Source organism: Paenibacillus cisolokensis (assembly GCF_050481165.1).
Taxonomy (GTDB): Bacteria; Bacillota; Bacilli; order Paenibacillales; family Paenibacillaceae; genus Paenibacillus_AH; species Paenibacillus_AH cisolokensis.
The window spans coordinates 21,197-46,029 of sequence record NZ_JBCNFP010000077.1 but is presented as its reverse complement, the minus strand read 5'-3'; the positions used below and the strand labels follow the sequence as shown (position 1 = coordinate 46,029).

Below are 24,833 nucleotides of genomic sequence, written 5' to 3'. Positions count from 1 at the left end.
GCCTAGTCAGCAATGATGTTCCATTATATGCACCCGCCTCATCTCATGCCATTCGATGCCTCCATGGTTCGAGGCGGCCGGACCGATATATTCGAAACCTTGCTTGCGGTAAAAATCGACCAGATGCTTCTCGCACATCAGCATGACGGATGCGAGTCCGTCGGTTTCGGCTTGACGGATCAGACGTCTGACAAGCTTGGAAGCGATGCCGCGGCGGCGCCATGACGGCTCGACTGCGACGGTCAACACGCAAAAATGAATGCCGTCGTCGTCCGCCCCCTGAACCCCCTTCGCCTCGTCGCCGCAAGTCGGACTGTTCGTTCGTACGCCGTTGGCGATGCCGACCAGCTTGCCGCCGATCCAGGCCGACCAGAAATAAGCGCCGAATCGCCGGTAGCGGTAACGGAACGCTTCCGCCGTCGCCGCCGCCTCCGGCGGGTAGCACAGACGTTCCAGCCGGTAAGCTGCATCCAGCTCTTCCTCCCGAATCGGGCGCAGCTCGATCGCGGACAGCTCGCTCACAGCAGCATCTTCTCCCGCTCCGTCAGCCTTCTGCCGCTTACGTCGAGCACGATCCGGCCCTGATTCAGTCCGATCGTGCGGTCGGCGAAACGCTCCGCCCAATCGCCCTGGTGGAGCACCGCGATGACAATCAGCCCCTGCTCCTTGCACAGCCGCTTCAAGTCGGCGAGCACCGTATCGGCCGCGTGCGGATCGAGTCCCGATACCGGTTCGTCGGCCAATATCACCTTGGCGCCGTGCACGAGCGCCCGGGCGATCGCGATGCGCTGTTTCTCGCCGCCGCTCATGTTGCTCACTTTCTGGTGCGCCTTGTCCAGCAGCCCCATTTTCTCGATCATATCCATCGCGCCCATATAATCGTCATTGCGCACCATGCCGGTCAGACGCCGGAAGATCGACGTTTGATAAGCGGAACCGATCAGCACGTTTTTCAGACCGGTCCGGTTCGGATACAGAACGGGCTTCTCTTCCAGGTACGCGACCTCGCGCCGGATTTTGCGAATGCCCGCCCAGCCCTGCTTGAAAATATCCGTCCCGTCGAAGACGTACGTGCCGCCGCTCCATTTTTCGCGCAGCGCCAGGCAGCGCAGCAGCATCGACTTGCCGCTCCCGCTCGCGCCCTTGACGGCGATGAACTGGCCTTGTCCGGCTTCCAGCGTAATATCGTCCAGCACCTTGGGCCCGCCGGGTATCTGTTTCGTCAATCGGGATACGTGAATCATGTCCGTTTCTCCTTTGCAGCGCGTCCGTTTTTGCGAAGTTTTCCTATAAACTAGTTTACGGGAAACAAAAAACAGTTTCCACCCGAACAAATGTTTGTTATAATAGAAACAAGAACAAACGTTCTATCCATTGCGAAGGAGGCTGACCAGCATGACCAACTGCGAGAACTATCGTTTTGTGGAAAAGCATCGTCCGTGGCGGGACTTGACGTTCAAGTTTTATGCCGACGGCAGACTGACCATTATCGATAACGAAGCGGGGGTGCCGGTCGCTCCGCGCGAATTGAAAGGAGACAGTCTGGATTTTTACGTACGGAAGCGCATTTCGTTCATCAAGAACGATCTGATCGCGAAGAAGACCAAGTACGGCGCCTGACGACGGTCAGGCAGCAGCCGTTATGATGAGAAAGCAGAGGTCGCACAAGGCGCCCCTGCTTTTTTTTATCCTATGAAGCCGCTTATTCGTAGTCCTTTACTTTTTCTTTCAGCCGATACAGCTGTTCCTTGAGGCTGCGGACGGTATCTGCATATTCCGGATCGTGGTAGACGCTGTTGAGTTCGTAAGGATCTTGCTGCAGATCGAACAGTTCCCATTCCGGCTCTTTCGGATCGTCGATCGAATGGGTCGTGCCGAGCGCCTCCGCATAATAGTAGATTAATTTGTATCTTTCGGTGCGGATGCCGTAATGCGCGTACACACCATGATGGGACAGATGCATCCAATAACGGTAATACATGGACGTTTGCCAGCCTTCCGGCACTTCGCCTTTCATCAGCGGCCGCAAGCTGCTTCCCTGCATATGATCCGGAATATCGATTCCCGCATAATCCAGGAAGGTCGGAGCGAAGTCCACATTCAGCGCCATCGCCTTCTGCACGCTGCCGGGCCGGATTTCTTTCGGATACCTTACAATAAAGGGCATGCGCAGCGATTCCTCGTACATGAACCGTTTGTCGTACCAGCCGTGGTCGCCCAGGAAAAAGCCCTGGTCCGACGTGTAGATGACGATCGTATTGTCCGCTAGCCCCTTCTCGTCGAGATAATCCAGGAGACGGCCGACATTATCGTCGACCGACGCGATACATCTCAAATAATCTTTTATGTACCGCTGGTATTTCCACTTCTTCACCTCGAGCGGCGTAAGCCCTTCCGGAGGCTCTCCTTTCGTATCGAGCGCATTCAAGTCCCTGTCGATCCTCATCGTAGCGGCTGCGGCGGCCGCCGCCCGGTTGCTGTAATCGTCATAGAACGTTTCCGGCTCCGGGATGTCGATATCCTCGTACATATGGGCATGCTTGTCGTCCGGCTCCCAATGGCGATGCGGCGCCTTATGATGGCACATGAGAAAGAATGGTTTGTCCTGATCGCGATTTTCAAGCCACTCGAGCGACAAGTCGGTGATGATGTCGGTGACATAGCCGGTATACGGCTTGAGCTCGCCCATTTCGTACATCGAAGGGTTGTGGTACTCCCCTTGATCGGGGAGAATATTCCAGTAATCGAAGCCGGTCGGGTCATAGACCCCTCCGTGCCCCAGATGCCATTTGCCGATCAGCCCGGTCTGATAGCCGTTCTTCTGCAAAATCTTGGGCACCGTTTGTTGTCTGCCATCCAGGCCGTCTCCCAATGTTTTGACCCCGTTCAAATGATTATAAAGACCGGTCAAAATCGTGGCCCGGCTCGGGGCGCAGATCGAGTTGGTGCAGAAGCAATTGTCGAACCGCATCCCTTCCTCGGCGATCCGGTCCAGGTTGGGCGTCTCGTTGATCCGGCTGCCGTAGCAGCTCATCGCATGAGCGGCATGATCGTCACTCATAATAAATAATATATTCGGGCGTGAATCGGACCCCATGGTTAACCATCCTTTCAGACGAAGTAATCGGTATCAAGTACCGTTATGCGATCGTATTCTGATCGTCTGCGTAAGATGCCGTACCGGTCTGAAGCTGTTCCAGCTCGACAAGCCGCTCGGTGAAGAACGCCATCCCCCGTTTGAAGGCCGTCAGTCCGTACAGCATGGAGCTCCAGTCGATCAGGGTGATCTTCGTCGGGTACCAGCGGTTCGGCTGTTCGAGATGCCACCAGGAATAGCGGTGCAGGCCGTACCGATACGCCGCCCGGAATTTGCGCTCGTCTTCCTTGTCGTTCGGATTGGTGTAGCTGTCATAAGGGATATGCAGTTGATATAACGCATACAGATCGTAGATGCCTGCGGGATATACCGGCAGGAAACCCGCCACGATATAGGCCGAGGCGATGTTGTGCGGCGAATTGCCGATCTTGTCCGCATGGTAACCGCCGAACAACCCGTCGTTCGGGCCGGCCCCGTACCCCCACACATAGGACGGAACATCCTGAAGCTCTTTCCATTTTAACCGGTCGGCAAGGCACGCATTGGCGAAATAATCGCGGTACGTCGGGCTCTTGGCATATTCCGGAACAAGATAAAACGGAAATTGATGCACGAAGGAGGACAGGAACGCGCTGTGATTGGTCGTCGTGTCTGTCAACACCGTAATGTCCCGGTATTTCGACTTCGGAAGCTCATGCATTCGCTCCTCGGCAAAATTGTTGTACCACAAATCGCGGATATCCGGATTCTCCGGCTGTCCGAGCAGCGCCAGATAGGAGACCAGCACATATTCGTTGTAGGCAGGCAGCGGCGCAGTGCCGATCCCGTCCTTCACGATCATGTTGATGACGCCTTTATTCTTGTCCGCGACAACGACGCGCCAATCGATCGACCGGAGCAGATCGTACGCCATGGCGGCGATGTCCGGCGCCCTGTCCTTGAAATGCTCCCCGGCGAAGAGCGCTCCGGCAACCAGCAACGACGTGTCGATCGTCGAAATTTCCGAATTCAGATTGTCCCCTGTCTCCATATCGACAAAGTGAGCGTAGAAGCCGGTGAACGTATCGCGCGCCACCCGGCAGCCTTCGATCTCTCCCGTTACCCCGCGCAGCGTCACTCTTGCCTTCTCCGCAGCGTTGTCGTCCCAGCCTTCCAGATCGGCTACGCAAAGGCTGATCAGGCCGACGCCTGTGGCCGCAATGGAGCACCTGTTCTCCGGATTCGGGCCGAACGTCATAAACGCATCGCCGTACAGGCCGGTCCGCGGATGGCGCGCAGCATCGATCAAGGCGTACGAATCTTTGTATTGACGGTCAAAAAAAGCTTTCACTTTCTCCGGCAGTTCCTGATAAACGTTCGTAACGGCGTTCGTAATGGCGTTTGTCATCGGATTACTCCTCTCATGATTCAAATCTCATGCTTTCTCATGATGCAAAGCGAATGACCAGACGATCGTCCACCTTGGCATGCTTCTTGGAAATAATATAAACGGTGCTGCCGTCTTGCCGAACGGAATACGCATCGCTCGCTGCAATTCTGCGGTCCGTTTCCAGCGCGATCACATCTTCGGCCTGCGTTAATCGGAAGGCCAGCTCGTCTTCGCTTACCTGCGCGATTTCCGCGGTCGAATAGACGATCTTTACGCCATGATACGTGATATCGAGCGGAAGCATAACCCCGTCTTTGCTGGAAAGTACGAACGGCCGGCCCTCCAGCAGCGGCGCCCCGCGGTCATACAGGCGGATCTCTTTGTCAAATCCGTCCAGATTGAGCAGATGAAGAAACCGTTCCCCGTCCTCCGTCGCCGTTGAAGTCATAAAAATGCCGTGGTCCCTGCAGTCATGCTGCAGCTCGGCCTTCGCGCCCAATCGCTCAAGCGCCGTGCGGAACAGCGGAATATCGCAGCGGTAAGCGGAAGCGATGACGATCGCTTTGCCTTCGCCCACTGCCGCTTCGAAAGCGCACACTTCGCGGGTATCGTACACGCGCAGCAGCGGCTCTGTCCTGCCGTGATCGAACGTCTGGGCGTAATAAGCGCGGATTTCCGGCCGCGGCGCGGCCCAACCCTCCGCGCACAGAGACAAGTAATAATGTCCTCCGTCTCGAAGCGTGCGCGTCGGCTTCACGCCGAAGGCATCGGCCAGAACGGTGCACGGAGCCCCTTCCATATCGTAGAGCGGAACTTCGCCATACAGCAGAAGGCCGCCGCCGGCTTCCATATACGCGACCAGCTTGCGCTGGATATGCGCATGCATATATCTGGCCGATGGAAGGGCGATTACAGGTGTCTGCTGCGGATCGATCGGCTTGTTCTGCACGTCGACAGAACCGAAGCGATATCCCGCAAGCAGCATCGCGCGGGCCATAATATCCCATGCTCCGGCATTGCGATTCGCTTCGAGATTCGTAACGATGTCCTTCATTACGGTGCTGTGCGGATATTTATACTCCGTCATGTAATAGTCGGGAATGAAGCCATATGCGACCGCGTCGCGCTCCTCGTCCATGACAGCCAGCTTATCCGCCACGGCCATGACGGTCTTGTTGACGCGGGCCATTCTCGGATAGGTATAATTCAGATCGCCATCCGGACCGACCGGCGCCGCAAATCCGTGGCGCTCCCCGGTGAAGGCGATGCGGTCATTGCCGTCGCCGAGCTTTTGGTCCATCCGGTAGTTGTACCCGCCGCTGAATAAGTAGAAATTAAGCAGCCGATTTCCTTGCGCAATGCACATCCGTGTCTTGAAATCGACAGCCGAAGGGTCATAGCGACTGCCGTAGGTTTCCCCGAAATTGCCGTCGCCGCAGTTAAACTCCAGCGACGCAAGCGGCTGATCGGGCAAATGAACCGCATCCATAAATCCGTTGATCAGATACAAGTCTTGGAAAGTGTTCATATTCAAGTCGCCGAAATAGATATCCGAGCCGGACAGGTAACCCGGCGCCTGCGTATACGATTCATACAGCTGGCTGATGCCGATCGGATAGGTTTTGCCTCTTCCGTTCCCTGTGCCGTGAATATTCACCAGGAACGGAATGCCGGTGACCCCCGATTGCTCCGCATATTTGCGAAGCTCGGCTACATACTTGGCAAAACGATGGCGCATATAATAGCCCAGGTCGTGAAGCAGCGCAGCCGCATATTCCTCCCGCGGCGACCGGACGGCCTGCTCCCGCTCCTCCTTCCGGTCCAGCTTGAACGGGTATCGCCGTCCCAGCGTACCGGCGTCGTATTTCCGCTGCAGCCAACCGGCAAAGTCCTCCAGCACATGCTCCGTCAAATCGGGCGAATTGCTCACCCAGGAGAGCATGCCGATTTCATTGTCCAGCTGCACCCCGATCACATTGCCGCCTTTGCCGTATAGACGAGCGGCCAGAACCGGCATAACTGCGGCGTACCATTTTTCCGCTTCCTGCAGAAATTCCGGGGCCAAGTAATCGACGGTCTTCGTCGGAACCGCACGCCCGTCCCATGTCACCGGCACGATCCGGGGATGTTTCGTATAGATCCAATGCGGCAACCCTTCGTTTTTCATTTCCGCCATAATGAACGGACCCGGCCTGGCGATGAAATACAGCCCGTTCTCCCGGCACAAATCGATGAATCCGCCCAGATCGAGCTCCGGACGCGTTCTGCCTTCCAAATCGATTTCGCCTTCCACCGGTTCGTGGCACAGCCATGGAATATACGAGGCTACGGCATTGAAGCCGGCCGCCTTCAGCTTGTCGATGCGATCCTGCCAATCATGTCTGGCCAACCGGTAGTAATGAATCTCGCCGCACATTATGAGTTGCGGCTTGCCGTCGATAAGGATCCGCTTGTTTTTGATTTCGATCATTTCCGTTCTCCTCTTCCAGAAGATGTCTCTCGATTGACCGGAGAAAGGTGAAACGTTTCGAAAATCCGCTAAACGTATCCCGGACTAATCGTGCCGATTAATCCGGCGAACCGTTTCACCGTTCCCCCGTTTACTCCGTTCTTTTTTGAACGGAATCCCGGAGTACCAGCTGTGTCGGTAACTTGTAGTAATTTTGCGTCTCCTGGCCTTCGAGAATTTGGAATATCAAATGCGCCGCCAATGCGCCGCGTTCATATTTGGGCTGCATGACGGTTGTGAGCGCGGGACGAACGTATTGCGCCAGCTCGATATCGTCGAATCCGACGATGGAGACGTCCGAAGGCACCTTGATGCCGTACTCCCTGAACGCTTTGAGGCCCCCGATCGCCATCTCGTCGTTGGCATACATAATGGCTGTCGGCAGATTGCCTTGGGCGATCAGCATCTTCGTCATGCTGTAGCCGTTCTCCTGATTGAACATCCCGAACTGATGCAGCCGGCTTTTGCCGTCCAGCCCGTGCTTGCGCAGCGCGCTCTCGTAGCCGCGCGCCCGCTGCACATGCAGGCTGCTGATCGCATTGCCGCTTATAAACGCAATATCCCGATGCCCCTGCTCAATTAAATATTCCGCCGCCATATGGCAGCCCTGCTCGTTATCCACTTCAATGCTTACGACGAATTCACTGTCTACTTGCCGGTCAAGCAGAATGATCGGAAATTCTTTGCGAGCCGATTGAAGGATGATCTCTTCACTAATATTGTGCGCCAACACAATCGCGCCGTCGACCCGTTTTTCCGTCAAAAACTTGACGGCGGTGGAGGTTTTCTCGCCAACCGAGCTGCATGCGAGAAGATCGTAGCCCTTGGACATCGTAACCTCCTGAATGCCTTTTACCAGTTCTGCATAGTGAGGGCCGGCCAAGTCCGTAACAATAATGGCAATCGTACGCGTACTGTTTTTTTTCAAATCGGATGCGAGGCCATTTTTCTGATAATTAAGCTGGCGTGCGGCTTCCATAACCTTTTGTTTCGTTTTTTTGCTGACCTTGGGATTGTCGTTCAAGGCATAGGAAACCGTCGATATCGATACACCCGCCATCTTGGCGACATCTTTGATCGTTGCCATTGTTGTCTCCTCATCTAGTTCCAGATTTACTCGGCAAGCTGCAGAGGCTCCTGCCGGATGCGGCGGCAGAAAACCGTTCTTGATGTTGTATGTTCCGGAAATAATTACATAATACATTCTTCGTTTTTCAATCGTAAACCTTCTTTATCGGCAGGAAATGATGCGATTCTATGAAGACGAATCCCGTTTTTCCGACATGCCGACAATTTCCATTCCTTTTTTGACATATTCGTTTTTCATAAACCATTCCCAGACAAAGCCGGCCCGGTAGTTCTCAATCATGAGCAGCGTGATGCCTTTGTCGATTCCGATCACATCGCGGGCATACCATGCCGGCGATACGGCGGTATTATAAGCATCCTTCAATCCGTACTCGCCGATCAGATCGGGGAACGTGTAGTAATGCTTTAACGCCGCAATCGATTCCTCCGGCGTGAATACGATGGAGCCGAGCGCTCCGGCCGGCGGCAGCGTGCCGTCTACGAAATGCGCATCGTTGCTGTAGCCCGACGGGGCCGCCCCGTATTTCCCCTCATAACCCCTCGGCCCGTCCGAGGCGGTAAGCCCCCATGCATCCGGACCGAATGTGCTGAACGTCTCCGCTTGATCGATGGCGAACAACCGGGCCGCTTTCGAGGCGTTCACGGAATTTTCCCACCAATCGACTCCCTGTTTGTCGACTTTATCGCGCAAGTCAAACCATGCGTGCGAGAACTGATAGGTAAAGATCGAGCCGAACCAGGAATGGATGAAAGGCTCGCTGTCCCCATACGACCCGGTATGGCGGATAAAGCTGTAGAACATATTCTCGTCGAGCGGATAAGTCGGCGAACCGGCAGCCAAGAAATACAGCATCAGCTGCTCCGCATAGAAATCCCAATGGCCCTTGAAACCTTCTTCCGGATGGTATCCCATATAGAACAGATTCCGCTCCGGGTCGCGGTACCAATTCCAGTCCACTCTTTCGTAGATTTGCTCTGCGAGCTCCTTGATTTCCCCGCCGAAATATTCGCCTGCGACAATGGCGCCGCACAGCGCAATGGCCGTATCGATGATCGATACCTCGCTGTTGCCCGCTCTGGTCGCATCATTCATGTTCAGGAAGTGGTAGTAAAACCCGTTGATCTGCTCGGCGTGATTCCACAGCGTGTTCAATGTGCCCAGCGCACGCTCTTTCGCTTCCTCGCGCGTGATCCACCCGCGCTCGGCGCCGATCGCCAGAGCGGTCAGGCCGAAGCCGACCGAGGCGACGCTGCTCAAGTTCGGATTACCGGGCGCGCGGTCCCGGATCAGGCCGTAGCCTTTGCTTGCAGGGTCCGTATTGGCCTCCTTCCAGAAAAATTCGAAGCTTTTGCGGCTTTCCTCCTCCAGCAGCGGATCGTCGGTCTTATCCCCCCGGTCGGGGGAGGCCGGACGGCTGCACCCGGCCAGCACGACTTGCAGCACGAACGTGACGAGCAGCAGCCCTGCCGTCAAACGCGTTATCCGGTTCATCTTGCCGCCCTCTTATAACCTCACCTCGCGTCCGGTCCGTGCCGATTCGTAAATGGCGGATAATATTTTGATCATTTCCACCCCTTGCTGCGGAGTAAAGATCGGCTGCGTGCGGCCCTGGACGACATCGACAAAATGGTTGATATTGTTGGCATGATCGCCGACATGATGGGTGTGAAGCTCCGGATTGACGTTCCACATTTTCCCTTCCACTTCCGTGATGAGCTTCAATTGGCCGTTTCTGAAGTTTGCGCCCGCTTTGGTGCCGCGCAGCTCGTAGAAGGTCACTTCCTCCTCGACATTGGAAGCCCAGCTGAACTCGATCTGCAGGCTGGCCCCGTTGTCGAACCGGATGAAGCCCGTTGCCAGATCTTCCACGTCAAATGTGCCCTGATCCTGCTTCTCGCCGAACTGGCTGTGCTCCGAATCGGAAATGTCCGTATCCGCAAATTTCGTATAGGTGGCACCTACGACGGATACCGGGCGCGGATTGCCCATCAGCCAGACAGCCAGATCGATAAAGTGAACGCCGAGATCGATGAGCGGACCGCCTCCGGACAGTTCCTTGGTCGTAAACCATCCGCCCTTGCCCGGAATTCCGCGGCGGCGCAGCCAGCCGCAGCGGCCGGTATAAATCTCTCCCATGTGCCCTTGCTCAATAAATTTCTTCATATACCGGGCGGCGGCGCTGAACCGGTTGTTGCGCATCACGATCAGCGTTTTGCCCGTTCTCTCGGCGGTCTCCGCCATTTTGACCGCTTCCTCCGGGCTGACCGCATCCGGCTTTTCGCACAGGACGTGCTTGCCGGCTTCCAGCGCCGCAACGGTATACGGAGAATGGTACAAATTAGGGGTGCAAATATCGACGATATCGATCTCATCATGCGCCAGCAGATCGCGGTAGTCGGTGTATACATGCGGAATATTATACTGCTTGGCCGCTTCCTCCGCCCGCTCCCGGTTCACATCGCATACGGCTGTGAATTCCACTTCCGGATGCTGGGCCCACGCCGGACCATGCACATATTTGAAAATGCCTCCCGCTCCGATAATACCCAGTTTCAACTTTTGTTTGCTCATCGTTCCCACTCCTCCAATGATGAATATTTTTGGTTTTTGATGATTACTCGCCTGTAATGCCCGTCTTGTCGATAACTTCGACGAACCACCGCTGTGCGAACAGATACAGGATCAAGAGCGGAAGAATGATCAGCATCGTTCCGGCAAGCTTGATCGACTCGTTAATGTTCGCCGTATCGCCGCTCGTCTGGCTCGAGGTGAACACTTGAGAGAAGGCCAGATCGAAGGACTGCAGCTTCAGCGGAAGCGTCCTCATGCTTTCTCCCAAATAAAGCGATGTCGTATACGTTTCATTCCAGTGCCATACGAGCGAGAACAGGAAGACGACGACGATCGCCGGTACCGAGATCGGCATAATAATGCGGAAAAAGGTTTTGATCGCGCCTGCGCCGTCGATTTGCGCCGACTCCTCAAGCGCTTTGGGCACCGTCTTGAAAAACTGCAAATAGATCAGGATGAACAGCGCGCTCTTGAGTCCGCCGGCAAACAGGGCCGGTACGATAAACGGAAGCGGCGAGCCCAGCATGCCGTACTGCTGAAACAGCAGGAACAGCGGAATCATCACGACCTGCACCGGAATAATGAATGTCAGCAATATAAAGGCCAGCATTACGTTTTTGCCCGGAAACCGGAATCTGGCAAACCCGTAACCGACCAGGGCGCAGGATACGGTCTGGGCGATAGCCGGGAGCACCGAGTTGAGCAGCGACGCACCGAACGCCCGGGTGAAATCGAGCACCTTCCAGGCCTGGACATAGTTTTCCAGATGAAGCGTCTTCGGCAGCCACAGCACGGTCGGGTCGAGCAGATCGTCCAGACTCTTGAGGCTCTGGGAGAGCATATAAAAGATCGGATACAAATAGACAAAGCCGATGCTGATCAGCAGCGCGTACACGACGAGCTTGAAGACGATGCCGTCGTTGCCCTGCTTGCCGAGCAAAAACTTTTTCAGCTTGTTCCAGCCGTTTTCGATCATTTTTTTATCTACGGTCCTGGCTGACCTCACAATGGAAGCGATGTCCGGCTTCATCCTGTTCACCTCACTGCCCTTCTCGGGTTGTAGTCTTCATTTCGGCCGAAGATGAGGACGACGAGCAGCAGGATCACAAAGATGATCGCAAAATAGATCCATGCCAGCGCTGTCGCATAGCCAAAACCGGTATTGATCTTAAACATATGCTCTTTGATCAGGTCGATCACGCCGTTTAAAGAGTTGGTAAACAGGTCGACGGTCGTATAGACGATATTGACCAGGATGAACGGCTTGATGCTGGGCAGCGTGATCTTCCAAAAAATTTCCCACGGCGAGGCGCCGTCGATCGAAGCCGCTTCATAAATTTGGCTGTTCACCTTCTGCAATCCGGCCAAAAAGATCAGAATCTGCACGCCCGAATACCATAAAATGACGATCAATTGCTGAATGACCGCAATAATCGGCTCCGACCAGGTCGGACTAAAATTCGCCTCCAGAAACTGGACGATGCCGTAGCGCTCGACGATCGGAATGGAAGTCGCCCCTTGCGAGAACAATTCCTTGACGACCTCGCCGCTCGTAATGACAACCGGCAGAAAGAAAATCCCTCTGAACAAGCCTTTCAGGCGAATCGGCTGGTTAATCAGCAGCGCCACGAGCATTGCGAAGATGACGACCACCGGAATCATGAACACGACCTTCTGCACGAACAGGATCAATTCCTCCACATACTTCGGATCGGACAGAAACGCGTATTTGAAGTTGTCCCAGCCGATAAAGGTGGTGTTGATGCCGTCGGACGTGATCAGTACCCGATTAAAGCTCATGTACAGCGAGAAATAGATCGGATAAGCCATAAATAGCAGAAACCCGATAATCCAAGGGAGCACGAACAAATAACCCGTAAACATCTCTCTTCGTTTTCTGATCAGTTTCAGCAGCAACTCATTCACCCCCCGCCAGAATGAAGTCCATTCCCGGTACGGTACGGTTTTCATACTGAACGTCCTTCGTTCTGTAATTCACGATAATTTTGACGCCGTTGGAGTAGACGACTTCCACGACGCCCCAGTCCAGCATATTGCGCTGTTCGATGGTCGCGTCCTGCACCTGCCGCAGCGCCTCGTTCATCCGCTCGTAAGTGGAGACGATTTCTTCTTTCCAGTCCTCATAGTACGAGGTGAACATATAGTTGGATAGCGTATACTTCAGCTTCCATGACGGCTCGCCGGTCACGTTAAAGGACGGATAAGCCCCGTACTCCACCATTCGCAGCAGGTACTCCTTCGGATTGGCGTTGTAATTGGCAGGCGGCGCAAAGTAATCGACAGATCCGTGCAGCACAATCTGCAGAAACGGCACGGTATCGGTCGCAAACATATACTGCGAAGAGTACATCGGCATTTCGAACATTTGCGTCGTATACGGCCACAAATATTCGTTCGGCGTATAGAAGCCAACGTTATCCAGCTTCTCCCGCAACGCGCCCGCCAGCTTCGCGTATTCCTCCGCCGACTGCTTCCGCGACAGGCGTTTCTGCGGATGATGATCCGACAATAGCAGCCGGCCTGTCTTGCCGATCGCGACGGAATCCATTCCCATCTTGCCGAACCGCTCCGCATCCTTGGCCGCTATGCTTGACGCAACCTTCGGGTTCATAAAGTAGACGGTCAGATCGCTGCTGCTTTCCTGGTCGACCCACAAATAGTAGGTTTCCTGCAGCACCTCGTTGCCGGCTGTGCGGATTCCGTCCGCATTCGGGCGGAAATTGCCGTTGCTGCCGTACGCATTGGTATAGTCGTTGTACAGGAACAACGGGACGCCCTTGTCCGCCAGACGGTTCTTCAGCTCAACGAGCCCTTTCTCACCTCCCAACTCCTTACCGACCGGGAACTTGTCGGGGTTGCTGCCATTCTGTCCGCCCTTGCCCCAGCCGGTAAACACGACGGACAGATTGTCAATTCCGCGCCCGCGCAAATCGTCCACGATTTTTTCCGCCTCATCGAAGCTCGTCATTTTGACGATCCGGTTGCCGATGATTCCCGGCTCCTTGTCCGCGCCCAGCATCTCGAGGTTCAGCGGGATGTTCCCGTCCGAGCCCTGCTTCGGCGAAATCGCTCCCCGCTCGTTCAGGTAGCTCCGGTAAGCCTTCGCCATGCCGACGTAATCGGCGTCCTGGCCGCTTTGGAAAAGGTAGCGAACCTGCCGGTCCTCCTGGTTGCGATTGGCCTGGAACGTATTGAAGCCGCCCATGTTTTTGCTCGTTCGCTGAAAGTACGGATATCGCAGCATAAATTTGGGCGATACCCAATAAAAGCCTGTATTCACGCCGCTCGGATAGGCGTTGATCCGGGCGCTGTATTTGCCGTCCTCGATAATGCCCAGAAAGCTGTTCTGCTTCACGCCGTGCGTCAGACCGAACACCGGCATCAGAATCGGCTGCTCGTTCACGGCCCACAGATCCGAATATTCGATCGCGTAATCCATACCGTACACGCGGCCTTCATACGCCTGATCGTACCGCGGATGGGTCGCCTGAAAACGAATGAGCGCCCCGCTGCCGTCCGGGATGAACATATAGCCCGGAATCTCGCTGTTCCTGACCGCTCCGAAAAACGGAAGCGGCTGAATGGAAGCCAGTTTGCCGCTGCCGTTCTCCACGATGTCCTGGTCGGCGAATCGTACGACGAGCGAGTCATTCTCCAGCTTCACTTCCATCGAAAACTTGATGCCGAGCGATTCGATAGCGTAGACGGCTTTCATTCCGCCGGGAACCGGCTCCATGCTCTCCGTAGTTGCCCCGAGCGAACGGTAGCTGCCCCTTTTCAGCATCGCATTCTGATCGAAATATTCCAGCAGAAACGGCGAACGGACCGCCGATCCCCATTCCTCGTTCAGCTTCTCCTCCTTCAGCCATTTCTCGTCCGGCACAGAGCTCCATACGTAACCGGTGTGCTTGTTCTTTATCATAAAACTTTGCATCTGCTCGCCGATGTACAATTCCAGGCTGTCCGTTTGTCCGGCCAGCTCGAAACCGCTTGGAATTTCCCTTGGCGCGATCGCGGCGCTGTTGTTCGGTTCGGGTGAGGTATAGCTGTTGATTTTGTATTCGATCGCCCGGTCCGCCTGATCGTCCGAGAATCGGTCGGACACTTCGGAGGGCTGCTCTTCCCCGGTCACCAGCGATACGGCGCCGAAAAACAGCAGCGATACGACGCACAGATAAGCGACCGTCTTTTTAATGAGAGACACGGTACTTCACCTCCTGGAAGATCGAATAAACGAAGTCCGTCACCTGGTTGGACAATCCGAACAGGATGAAGGCCAGCAGCGCCATAATCAACATGCCGACGATCGTCAGGAAAATATTTTTGAATGACTGTCCGATCTCGTAATCGTGAATTTCCTTCACCATCATAAAGAAGAGAAAGGCGCAGTACACCACGATCGCCGTGGACGCGAAATTGTACAGCACGGCCTCGAGCCGCGTTAATCCCTGGGACAAGAGCGCCACCGGCCCGGCAAAAATAATGTAAGGGCTCAAAGCGTATACCGAGCCTTTGAAAATATCCTTGAATTTGCCTTCCCCGTCATTGATCGTGCTGACCAGGTAGTTGGAGATGACCCAGGCAAAAAACGGAACGTACACCTTCAAAAATTCCGTGAACAAGTTCACCTTCTTGACATCCCAGTCCGCAAACAGGAAGTTCGTCTGATAGATCTCGAACAGGCGGACGGCGAACAGCAGCGCGAGCAGGATCCACGCCGACAACAGGGACGATTTCCCTTCCGCCTCCAGTTCGTAGTAGCCGTCAACCGGATGCCTCATCAGGCGGAACGTATGCAGCAGCTGCTTCACCAGCGTGATCTCCTTGAACCGTTTCCAGCCGTCAACGACCGGCCGCGCGAAGCCGTACTTTCGGTACAGCTTTTTCATGACGGAAATCGCGGCAAGCAAAAGGACGATGCCAATGATAAAAAACGAGGCGTTCTCCATCAGCCAGACTCTGCGGATTTCCCAATAGGCGTTCGAATACTCCTCTTTGTTGCCCGCTACGCTGAACTCCTCCAGCGCAAGCTCGTAATCGCCCTGCTTCATCGCGGCCATGCCGAGCCCGGTATGGGCCAGATCGAACATGCTGTTCAACCGCAGCACATCCAGCCACGGCCCTTCGCTCTGCGCATATTTGCCGTCCATGTAATAAAAGATCGCTTCATGGACAATTTCGGCAAATTCGGTCGGCTTCAAAATCTGAATATTGTTTCGCTGCTTGTCGACGACAAACAGCCGCCCGTCCGAGCTGGCCGCTATGCCGCTTGGCGAATTGAACAGCCCGAGCCGCTGGCTTCCCTGGTCCGTCCCGCCTAATACGAACAGCATGTTGCCGTCGCGGTCGTATTCGATAATCCTCCCTCTGAAAGCGTCGACCGCATAAATGTTGCCGAGCGCATCCACGGTTATATCGGCGATATCCGGGTATGACCACAGTCCCGGAAGCAAGTTTTTGCCTGCCACGTTCAGCTTCTTGATGCTGTCGGTTCGCGTGCCGACCGTGCTGGTGTACACAAGCCCGTCGCGGTCGATCGCCACATTCGTGGCGGAAGGCGGCAGCTGCTTCATCAGCTGGTCCAATTGGGCCTGGGTGTAGAACGTCCGCTGCAGCAGACGCTTCAGGCTGAAGCCGGTTTTATTGCCGCCGAAATAGCCGAGAAACTCGCCGTCCTGGCTGATCTGTATCAATCCGTGAATGGTGCCTTCCCCGACGATGAATAAATTTTTCCGCTTATCCGCGATCACTTTCGTCGGCTTGAACGGATTATTTTTCCCGTACAAATGGGATTTCGGCTTGCCGAACTCTTTGAGCAACGCTCCGTCTTTGCCGAACATATACACTTTTTCGTTGCCGTAATCGGCGACATATACCGTACCTTCGTCGTCGACGAACACGCCCGTCGGCTTGGACAGCACCTCCTGCCCGATCGTCCGCAAATAATTGCCCCAAACGTCAAACACCACAATTCTGCCGTTGCCGGTGTCCGCCACATAGACATGGTCAAGGCTGTCAATATAGATATCCTCCGGACGCGACAGCGGAACGCCGCTTTCTTCTCCGGTTTCGGCGTCCTTCTCGATAATGTTGAAGCCATCCACGACACCTGTCGGCAAGTAAGCGCTCTGGGTCAAAATCGGCTCGCCCTCATGATTGACGGTAAACGTCACATAAGGGGCGTCGGCGGAGGCCGCTGACGGCAGCAGCAACAGCATGACCAAAGCGATGAACAGTATGGATTTGAATTTCGCCATGCTTATCCCCCTTATCATTTCAGCCCCGAATGCGCCATCGTATCAATCACTCTGCTCTGCATGAAGATAAAAATAATCAGGTTGGGCACGAACATTATGAGAGCGGCCGCAGCCGCAATGCCTTGACCGGCGACCCGGTTTTCCAAATTGCCTGTGAGCGTGGTCATGTAAAAGGCAAACGTTCTGAGCGTTTCATTGTTCATGTAAATTTCCGACGTTTCCGTATTGTTCCAGGCCATCTGAAACGCCAGAATCGCCACGGTCGCCAGCGCCGGCATAATAATCGGAAGAATGATTTTTCGGAACAGCGTAAAATTCGAGGCCCCGTCGATCGAGGCCGATTGAATCAATTCGTTCGGAATTTGATCCACGAACTGCTTGATCAGAAACAGGCCCACCGGCATCGCCAGAATCGGAATAATATGGCCGAGCAGATTATCGGTCAGCCCGAGCGCATCGACGATAAAATAGCGCGGAATCGCCATGGCGGCGGGAACGAACATCAACGCGATAATATTGGCTTCGAAGATGATCTTCTTGCTCTTGAATTCCAGCTTGGACAGCGCAAAACCCGCCATCGCGCTGATCGTGATGCTCAAAAATACGACAATGCTCGTGACGACGATGCTGTTAAAGAGAAAGCGGGTCATCGGAATGACCGTTACGCTCGTCACGTTAAACAGGTCGTAAAAGTTTTTGAAGGTCGGATTTTCCACAAAAAACCGCGGCGGGTACAAGAACAGCTCATCGATCGGCTTCATCGCCTGCGAGAACATAAATACGATCGGCAGCAGCATGAAGGCGGATAAAGTGATCAAGAACAGAAAGTACTTGATTTGGCTCCGATGAATTCTTGTCGGATTGATTTTATTGCCATGAAATGAATTCATTTCGTACCATCTCCTCCTGCATCACTTTAATCCTTCTCGGCGAACAGTCTCCAGCAAATCTTGGAGAGGCCGTAAACGATGATGAGCAGCACGACGGACACCGCAGACGCATACCCCATGTCATAGCGGATAAATCCGTAATCCTGAATATGGTTGATGATGACTTGCCCGGCATATTGCGGCGTCGGGTTGGCGCCGGACAGCTGGACGCCGATATCGCCGGCCTGGAACGTGCCGACGACCGCCATGACGGCGCCGAACAGCATTTGCGGTTTCATCGACGGAATCGTAATGTACCAAACTTCCTGCAGCCTGTTTCGGATGCCGTCGATGTAACCGGCTTCGTACTGCTCCTGGTTAATGTTCAGGATGCCGGCGAGCATCGCGAGAAAGCCGACGCCCATGCTGTTCCAGAGCGTCACCGCAATCATGATGTACATCAGATAATGCGGCGACTGCGTCCACTGGATCGGTTCATGGATAATGCCGAGGTTGATCAGCAAGCTGTTCAGATAGCCAGCCGCATCGCCGCTGAATACGACGAGCCATACGACGGCCATCGCCACCGCCGCGGTCATCGACGGCGAGTAAATGATGAGCGTCAGCACCGATCTCGAGCGTCTCGGAATTTGCGCCAGCAGCCAGGCCAGCCAGAACGACAAAATATAACCTCCCGGTCCGACAATCAACGAGAACTTGAACGTATTCGGCAGCACGTACATCATGAACACATTGTCTTGCGTGAGCAGATTGACGTAGTTTTTCAGGCCGATGAATTCGGGCGGCTGTATGGTGTTAAAGTAAGTAAACGACAGGTAAATGGCGACAATGACCGGTATGACGATAAACAAAGTGAAGGTGAGAACGAACGGCCATACGAAAAACATGGCCTCCAGTTCTCTGCGCACTGATTTGCTCATAGCCACCTTCATCCCGAATCACCTCCTGACCTTTTGACATCCTCAATCGTCGGCACCTTCAGTTTTTTGACGATTTGGCCGTTCTTCACATAGCCGAACTCTTCCAGCTTCTTCATAATCTCGCGGTTCGCCAGCACGACGGCGTCCTCAATCGCCTTCCGCTGATTCTCCCCGTCGAACACAACCTTGTTCCAGGCGTTGCTCAGCTCCCGGTCCAGCATATAATCCCCGGGAATATGCGGCACGTCCTTCAGCCATTTCCACTGCTCCAGAATGACTTCCAGATCCTCTTCCGGCCACGGCAGCTCGCTGAACGCATCCAGGTTCGCACTGTTCCAGCGGTAAGTCGGCCCGTAGATCGTCTCGATCAGATTGCCGAATTCGGCCTGCACTTCCGTGGACGTCCACCACTTCACGAATTCCCATGCCTGCTGCTGTTTATCGCTGTCCTTGAAGACGATGACGCCTTGGCCGGTACCCGGCGCCCAGCGGGCAATGTTCCCTTTGTCGTCGGCGATTCCGGGGTAAGGCGCGATCTTCCAGGACCCGCTCAATTCCGGCGCGGCCGTCGTCAATTCCACATATGTGTTGTAGTTGGAAATGCCGATCGGCAAATGTCCGTCCCGGAAATGATTGTAGAAATTCGGGATTTGCAGCGGCATGTTGTACACCGTGAAAATATCCGTCATCAGCTTGAACCCTTCCAGCGCTTCCTCGCTGTCCACCGCCGTTTTCGTGCCATCCTCCGCGAACAGCTCGCCGCCCTGCTGATAGAAGAACGGTGTCGTCAGGTTGAACGATTTCATCGCGCCGGCTTCGGCAAGCGGAACATAGAAGTTCATGCCGTAGCGCTGCAGGCTCGGCAGGATCGCCAGCACATCCTCCCAGGTTTGCGGCACTTCCAGGCCGAGCGCATCGAGAATGTCCTTGCGGTAAAAGAGCACCCAGAAGTTCTGCGTCTCCGGCAGCGCGTAGACTCCGCCGTCAAAGATGAACGGCAGCATCGCTCCCGGCGCGAAACGTTCGACGACTTCCCCGTAATCCTCAAATTGGCTGAGATCCGTCAGCGCTCCCCTTAACGCGAATTCATAAGGAAATTTCTCGCTTACGCCGAGCGCCACATCCGGCGATTTGCCCGATGCGTTCGCCAGGATGAGCTTCTGCTCGTTCGGCATGAGAGACAAGGATACTTTAATGCCGGTTTCGGCCGTGAACGCCTGATTGGCCAACTGCTGCATCAGCATGACATACTGCCGCGGGCGGTTAACCCAAATTTGCAAGGCGTCCTCGTCCGTAGGGCTGATGCGCGTGTAATCCGTCGTAAACGAAGTGAAGAAATTGCCGGACATGGCGGATATTTTCTGCCACCAGCTTGCCTTGGCCTTCGGCAGCTTCTTGTTGTGATAGACGTAGAACTTGTCGAATTGGATCGGCTGCTGCGGCAACGTCAGGAGCATGTCTCCCAGCTTTTGCGTAACGGAGCCGGAACCTTGCGAAATTTGATCGAACCTCACCGGTATTTGGGCCGGTTCTTTGGCCAGCCGCTCCAGCTGCTCGGCCCCGATCAGCAGATTTCTGGCCTGATCCGGATTTTTTCCGCTTAGATCGCGCAAATATTGATACTCCTCACGCAATTTGCCGGCAATCCCGTTCAGTCTTTCCGTAATATCCGGCATCTGTTCGGTAATATCCCAATCGCGGTAGACATCCTGGGTGTTCCCGGTCGCCATTTTGATTTCCAGATTGAGCTCGTTAAGCTCTTCCATTACATCTCTTACCGTTTGAATGACCCGTTGGTAAGGAGACGGGTCGGCGATCAACGTCAGCTGGTGCTCTCCTTCGGTCAGATAAAACTTGAAAGGTTCTCCTTTGTCGTTCGAGAGCACCTCGTTTTCCCAGTCCGAAGCGTACGGAAACGGATAAGGCGCCACTTCGCGAAACGGTACTTGCCCGTCGATCAGCAGCTTGCGAAATACGGGCATGTTGATATTGAAATACTGGGTATATTTGAAAGCAAGCTCGTAATATCCGGTTTTTTCTACTTGAATATTCCAGGTGACGCTCTGGCCGCCGTGCTTCCAGCTGTCTCCGCCGAGCGTATTGAGCGTGATCAGAGAACCCCGGTTGGGCGTTACGTTGGCGTCTCCGCTGGCTATCGCCTGAATATACGAATCCGATTTCAAATCCGACTTCTCCGCCTCGAATGTATAGAGCGCCTCGATCTCATCGGATGCGCCGTTGCGCTGCAAATAGTCTTCATAGGAAGGCAACGCCTCGGGCGACTCCACACGGATCCGTCCTAACAGCATCGCTTCCCTCAAATACAGCAATTTGATCTCGTTGCGGCCTTTCTTCAGGTAAAATGTAAGCGGCTCATTGTTCAGGTAGCTCGCATCCGTCAGCGCGGCGCTTTGCCACCGCTGTACTTCGACCTGCTTGGCGAACACCTCATTGCCCAGCTCATCGGTCTGGAACTGCTCGGATTCATTGGCCCAGAGCCGCGGAAATACGATTCTGCGGCTTTCGAAGTACTGGTATTCGCCGTTAATTTGAATGCCTCTCTCCGGCGGCGTAATTTTGCCCGGAAGGGCAAAATAATCTATTTGAATCTGATAAAGCCCGTCACTCGGGACATTTACCGTGAAATTGATTTCAGGAGTCAGTTCGTTCCATAACACGACTTGCTCATCGTAACCGTTTGCTTGCGAGATTGGAGTTAACTCGGCTTTCTTTCCGCCGGCATACAACTCGGCAGGATGAATAACCGCTTGAAACGATTGCGAATCGGAGTAACCCGCTTGCTCCCACTGCTGTTTCACTTGCAAATAATAATCCTCGGTCACTCTCCGACCGATCCCGCGGCTGCCTTCCTCCTGCTCCGTATCCGTTCCGCCTTGCTCATCGTCTTGTCCGGAATTTTCTTCACCGTCTTTTTTAAACAAGCTGTCTAGCAAACTCTTTGTACTGCCGTCCGAATTGGCTAAGACGTGCTGTGACGGAGAGGATGGAAACAATGCCAACAGCATACATAAAACAAGCATTAATGCCGGCGCTTTACGCTTCATAATTTATTCTCCTCTTCGAGGTAAATAATCGAACGCCAATATCCAAACAGCAAAGTGTGAAAAAGTGTTCTCTCCCTGAAGCAGGGAGAGAACATGTTCATCCCGGAAGTTATGGCGCCGCGCTCAGTTGGTCCGCAGCGGTTTTGTAAGCATCGTTCATCCGTTTCTCCAGATCGGGCGCCACGTCTTCCAGCTTGGCCTTACGCTCGTCGATTTGCTTGAACGTCTCATGATAGATGTTCAGCGCATCCATGTAGCCCGGCAGCCACTTGATCGGATCGACAAACCCGTCCGGAATCATGGCAATCATGTCGCGCATGCCTGCAGGCATATCTTCTCTGCCCAGGTAAGCGTTCCATACTTCTTCGTCATTAATGAGCGGAATGCTGTTCAGCGGCCATTCCGGCTTCATTCTTTCCATCCAGCCTTCCTTGGAGTAAGTCAGCCATTTTACGAATTCAAAAGCTTCTTCTTTATGCTGGGAGCTTTTTGTAATGCCGACATAATCGGTAATGAGCGGAATCCGTTGTCCTTTGGAAGCGGGCAGCGGCCGGATATCCCATTTGAAATTGGCATCCTGGATGCTTCCGTTAATGAGCCAGGTACCGTCATACTGCATGCCGATCTTGCCGAGCATCCAGGGGTTTTTATCTTTGCCGTACCATTGTTCTTTTTCTTCCTGCTTGTAAATATCAAGAGATACTTTATCCGAATAAAGCAGTTCGTCGATAAAAGCTACCGTTTCTTTAAAGGCCGGACTGGTGAAGTTAAACTTCTCGCCGTCCCATGCATTCCAGCCCAGGGACGGATCGAACGCAGAGGTCAGCGTTTCGCGCATCCCTTTAATATTCGCCATGCCGAATTGATTGTCGTTGTACTTGGTCAGTTTGATTGCGGCTTCGCGCATTTCGTCGACGGTCCAGTTGGCAGACGGAATCGGAATGTTCTCTTTTTCGAACAGATCCAGATTGAGGAACACGCCGAACATCAGAAGCGAGTGCGGAAGCGCATACTGTTTGCCGTTATAGTTGGCGGTCTCGTCCAGGTTCTTGAACGTGTTGCCCGCCTGATATTCGGGATCTGCTGCCAGGAAGGGGGTCAGATCCTCCAGCCATCCGTTGGCGGCCGCTACCGGTACGCCGAATGTCCAGATGACATCCGGAAGCTGCCCTGCGGCTGCTACAGCAGCCAATTTCTCGTTCCACGGCCAGGTGACCGCCGGATCCGTCTCGATGTTGATGTGCGGATGCGTCGCTTCGAAAGCCTCGATGATGCGATTCGCTTCTTCTTCGCCCATCCAGGTGCCCCATTTGAGCGTCACCGTTTCTTTCGGCGTATCCGTCTGTTCGTTTGCCTGTTCGTTCGTCTGCTCGTTCGTCTGCCCGGCAGAGCCTTCTGAGTCCGTCGAGGAAGCAGGAGGTTGATTCTGGTTGCTGCTGCCGGTTTCCCCGCCGCCGCTGCCGCAGCCGGCAACGACGAGCGCCAAACTCAGTACCAGCATCAGGATAAATGAGGTCGTTTTTCTCATTTTTACATCAGGCTCCTTTTTTTGATTTCCTGTGACATGCCCTTTCTTTTTCCACATGCATGCGTTTTCACAATCCGCCCGACCCTATGAATGCGATTACATTTGCCCCCGATAGTTGCAAGACAGAAAGTAGCATAGAAACGCGGAAAGAAAAAATAGAAACGTTTCGATTTTAGGGTAAAAAATTCGATTCATACGCAAAAAGACGATGTTTTTCTTTTGAAATCAGTTGATTGCTAGCTATTTTTGCGCTTGTTAGCCCTTTCATCATTCGTCGTGAATATCGAAACGTTTCGATCAGTAATAAAAATTTACCATATGATCATGTCGAAATCAATCTTTTTTTATCCTTTTTTATCCTTCTCGTCTACCGTGCCTATGTGAGTTGAAGCGCCAGGGATTGGGATAGCGAGACGACCTCGTCAGCCGTCACCTCCCGGCCCAATCGCTGCGAAATATAGATTCCTTCGCTGATCAGCATCGTCTGCAAAGCGATATCCGCCGTCGGCAGCAGCTCGACCCTGCCTTGAAGCGCGGCGATCCAGTGGTGCTGCGAAGAATCGTAGGCATCCATGTTGTCCCGCAGATTATGCCAGCGGTAGCTCATCGCATCCAGGTTGAAGGTACTGTCCATTTCCATATCGCACATATTCGTATGGTAGGTCATCGGCGTCGGTTTGCCGTGCGCATAACCCGGAAGCCGTATTCCCCCCTCCGAGCCTATGATGCTGCTGCCTTCGAAATCATTCAAATGAACCGCCCACGATTCGATGATGTCGAGCGTAAGACCGTCCTTGAACCGGACAAAGCCGACGCCGAGCTCTTCCACGTCAAACTGCGAAATGTTCTTTCGGCGTTCGTCGATCTCCATTTCCTGATAAGTGCTGCCCGTTATCGTCTTGACTTCCCTATTGCCGAGCAGATACAGCAGCTGGGAAATATGATAGACGCCCATATCGAACAAAGCGCCGCCTCCGGCCGATTCCTTTCTCGTAAAAAATTGCGTGCCGTAGCCGTCCACATAAGGGCGTCCGCGCCGCCGGTAGCCGGTCGAGCGAGCGTGATACAGCTTGCCGAGCTTCCCGGCTTCGATCAGCGTTTTTGCCGCTAAAGTTTCTTTGGCGTAGAGATGGCTTAATTGGATATGCAGCTTCCTGCCGTACTGCCTCGCCGCATCCACCATCGACTTGCCGTCAATATACGAGCCGGCGATCGGCTTCTCGCAATAGACGTGCTTCCCTGCCTTCAGCGCTTCAATGGTCACCGGCGCATGGGCGTTATTATGCAGGCATACATCGACCGCGTCGATGTCGTCGCGCTGCAGCAAATCTTGAAAGCGGGTATACGTATGGGGAATATGATATTTCTCGGCTACGCTTTGCAGCTCGGCTTCATTGAGATCGGCCGCCGCCACCACTTCGGCGCCTTCGATTTTCGCATAATAATCCAAATGAACTTTTCCGATAATGCCGACGCCAATAATTCCGATTCTGATTTTATTCACCGCCGATCCCCT

Annotated in this window: 18 protein-coding genes; 1 reads left to right on the top strand and 17 read right to left on the bottom strand. The window is 54.1% G+C overall.

Translation table 11 applies throughout. The features are described from left to right. Nucleotides 1-6 precede the first annotated feature (6 nt). Together ABEV74_RS13615 and ABEV74_RS13610 are read right to left on the bottom strand one after the other, a co-directional pair. Nucleotides 7-522, bottom strand: a complete 516-nt coding sequence (locus ABEV74_RS13615) for a GNAT family N-acetyltransferase (RefSeq protein ID WP_430146689.1) — start codon at nucleotides 520-522, stop codon at nucleotides 7-9. Further along, the gene (locus ABEV74_RS13610) at nucleotides 519-1,244 is read right to left on the bottom strand and encodes a phosphonate ABC transporter ATP-binding protein (protein WP_062492966.1); all 726 of its coding nucleotides are present in this window, start codon (nucleotides 1,242-1,244) and stop codon (nucleotides 519-521) included. The genes ABEV74_RS13615 and ABEV74_RS13610 overlap by 4 nt, the downstream gene beginning before the upstream one ends. A 151-nt stretch (nucleotides 1,245-1,395) precedes the next feature. On the opposite strand from ABEV74_RS13610, the gene ABEV74_RS13605 reads away from it, so the two are divergent. Further along, entirely contained in the window at nucleotides 1,396-1,620 is a 225-nt protein-coding gene (locus ABEV74_RS13605) for a hypothetical protein (RefSeq protein ID WP_062492965.1), read from the top strand. Between the two features lie 82 nt (nucleotides 1,621-1,702). Here ABEV74_RS13605 and ABEV74_RS13600 read toward each other — a convergent pair whose 3' ends face one another. From ABEV74_RS13600 to ABEV74_RS13530, 15 genes are all read right to left on the bottom strand, one after another. Then, entirely contained in the window at nucleotides 1,703-3,097 is a 1,395-nt protein-coding gene (locus ABEV74_RS13600; RefSeq protein WP_430146687.1) for a sulfatase family protein, read from the bottom strand. A gap of 43 nt (nucleotides 3,098-3,140) precedes the next feature. Continuing rightward, entirely contained in the window at nucleotides 3,141-4,484 is a 1,344-nt protein-coding gene (locus ABEV74_RS13595; RefSeq protein WP_430146685.1) for a hypothetical protein, read from the bottom strand. 37 nt (nucleotides 4,485-4,521) lie between these two features. Next, the gene (locus tag ABEV74_RS13590) at nucleotides 4,522-6,936 is read right to left on the bottom strand and encodes a beta-galactosidase (protein ID WP_430146683.1); all 2,415 of its coding nucleotides are present in this window, start codon (nucleotides 6,934-6,936) and stop codon (nucleotides 4,522-4,524) included. A gap of 130 nt (nucleotides 6,937-7,066) precedes the next feature. After that, entirely contained in the window at nucleotides 7,067-8,062 is a 996-nt protein-coding gene (locus ABEV74_RS13585) for a LacI family DNA-binding transcriptional regulator (RefSeq protein WP_430146681.1), read from the bottom strand. Between the two features lie 168 nt (nucleotides 8,063-8,230). Further along, nucleotides 8,231-9,556, bottom strand: coding sequence for a glucoamylase family protein (locus ABEV74_RS13580; RefSeq protein WP_430146679.1), 1,326 nt, complete (start codon nucleotides 9,554-9,556; stop codon nucleotides 8,231-8,233). A 12-nt stretch (nucleotides 9,557-9,568) separates the two neighbouring features. Then, nucleotides 9,569-10,636 carry a Gfo/Idh/MocA family protein gene (locus tag ABEV74_RS13575; protein WP_430146677.1) on the bottom strand — a complete coding sequence of 356 codons (1,068 nt, stop codon included), beginning with the start codon at nucleotides 10,634-10,636 and terminating at the stop codon, nucleotides 9,569-9,571. A 43-nt stretch (nucleotides 10,637-10,679) separates the two neighbouring features. Beyond that, a complete protein-coding gene (locus ABEV74_RS13570; RefSeq protein WP_062496835.1) occupies nucleotides 10,680-11,666 on the bottom strand; it encodes a carbohydrate ABC transporter permease in 987 nt (328 codons plus the stop codon). A 5-nt stretch (nucleotides 11,667-11,671) separates the two neighbouring features. After that, on the bottom strand, nucleotides 11,672-12,607 hold the full coding sequence (locus ABEV74_RS13565) for a carbohydrate ABC transporter permease (RefSeq protein ID WP_082655203.1): 936 nt from the start codon (nucleotides 12,605-12,607) through the stop codon (nucleotides 11,672-11,674). After that, entirely contained in the window at nucleotides 12,555-14,861 is a 2,307-nt protein-coding gene (locus ABEV74_RS13560) for a DUF5696 domain-containing protein (RefSeq protein ID WP_430146674.1), read from the bottom strand. The genes ABEV74_RS13565 and ABEV74_RS13560 overlap by 53 nt, the downstream gene beginning before the upstream one ends. Continuing rightward, nucleotides 14,848-16,914, bottom strand: a complete 2,067-nt coding sequence (locus ABEV74_RS13555; protein WP_430146672.1) for a YIP1 family protein — start codon at nucleotides 16,912-16,914, stop codon at nucleotides 14,848-14,850. Before ABEV74_RS13555 ends, ABEV74_RS13560 begins: the two co-directional genes overlap by 14 nt. A gap of 14 nt (nucleotides 16,915-16,928) precedes the next feature. Beyond that, nucleotides 16,929-17,804: a carbohydrate ABC transporter permease gene (locus ABEV74_RS13550; protein ID WP_062492958.1), complete on the bottom strand. Its 876-nt coding sequence runs from the start codon at nucleotides 17,802-17,804 to the stop codon at nucleotides 16,929-16,931. A 26-nt stretch (nucleotides 17,805-17,830) separates the two neighbouring features. Beyond that, complete coding sequence (locus ABEV74_RS13545) at nucleotides 17,831-18,724, bottom strand: carbohydrate ABC transporter permease (protein WP_062496831.1); 894 nt, start codon at nucleotides 18,722-18,724, stop codon at nucleotides 17,831-17,833. 8 nt (nucleotides 18,725-18,732) lie between these two features. Further along, entirely contained in the window at nucleotides 18,733-21,666 is a 2,934-nt protein-coding gene (locus tag ABEV74_RS13540; protein ID WP_430146670.1) for an extracellular solute-binding protein, read from the bottom strand. A 232-nt stretch (nucleotides 21,667-21,898) separates the two neighbouring features. Beyond that, the gene (locus ABEV74_RS13535) at nucleotides 21,899-23,317 is read right to left on the bottom strand and encodes an ABC transporter substrate-binding protein (RefSeq protein WP_430146668.1); all 1,419 of its coding nucleotides are present in this window, start codon (nucleotides 23,315-23,317) and stop codon (nucleotides 21,899-21,901) included. 376 nt (nucleotides 23,318-23,693) lie between these two features. Continuing rightward, nucleotides 23,694-24,821, bottom strand: a complete 1,128-nt coding sequence (locus tag ABEV74_RS13530; protein WP_430146666.1) for a Gfo/Idh/MocA family protein — start codon at nucleotides 24,819-24,821, stop codon at nucleotides 23,694-23,696. Nucleotides 24,822-24,833: the final 12 nt, after the last annotated feature.

Bases quoted from the DNA above. Each gene is read 5' to 3' on its own strand.
- ABEV74_RS13610 (WP_062492966.1), bottom strand. From the start codon at position 1,244: ATGATTCACGTATCCCGATTGACGAAACAGATACCCGGCGGGCCCAAG.
- ABEV74_RS13605 (WP_062492965.1), top strand. From the start codon at position 1,396: ATGACCAACTGCGAGAACTATCGTTTTGTGGAAAAGCATCGTCCGTGG.
- ABEV74_RS13600 (WP_430146687.1), bottom strand. From the start codon at position 3,097: ATGGGGTCCGATTCACGCCCGAATATATTATTTATTATGAGTGACGAT.
- ABEV74_RS13595 (WP_430146685.1), bottom strand. From the start codon at position 4,484: ATGACAAACGCCATTACGAACGCCGTTACGAACGTTTATCAGGAACTG.
- ABEV74_RS13590 (WP_430146683.1), bottom strand. From the start codon at position 6,936: ATGATCGAAATCAAAAACAAGCGGATCCTTATCGACGGCAAGCCGCAA.
- ABEV74_RS13585 (WP_430146681.1), bottom strand. From the start codon at position 8,062: ATGGCAACGATCAAAGATGTCGCCAAGATGGCGGGTGTATCGATATCG.
- ABEV74_RS13580 (WP_430146679.1), bottom strand. From the start codon at position 9,556: ATGAACCGGATAACGCGTTTGACGGCAGGGCTGCTGCTCGTCACGTTC.
- ABEV74_RS13575 (WP_430146677.1), bottom strand. From the start codon at position 10,636: ATGAGCAAACAAAAGTTGAAACTGGGTATTATCGGAGCGGGAGGCATT.
- ABEV74_RS13570 (WP_062496835.1), bottom strand. From the start codon at position 11,666: ATGAAGCCGGACATCGCTTCCATTGTGAGGTCAGCCAGGACCGTAGAT.
- ABEV74_RS13565 (WP_082655203.1), bottom strand. From the start codon at position 12,607: ATGAAAACCGTACCGTACCGGGAATGGACTTCATTCTGGCGGGGGGTG.
- ABEV74_RS13555 (WP_430146672.1), bottom strand. From the start codon at position 16,914: ATGGCGAAATTCAAATCCATACTGTTCATCGCTTTGGTCATGCTGTTG.
- ABEV74_RS13550 (WP_062492958.1), bottom strand. From the start codon at position 17,804: ATGAATTCATTTCATGGCAATAAAATCAATCCGACAAGAATTCATCGG.
- ABEV74_RS13545 (WP_062496831.1), bottom strand. From the start codon at position 18,724: ATGAGCAAATCAGTGCGCAGAGAACTGGAGGCCATGTTTTTCGTATGG.
- ABEV74_RS13535 (WP_430146668.1), bottom strand. From the start codon at position 23,317: ATGAGAAAAACGACCTCATTTATCCTGATGCTGGTACTGAGTTTGGCG.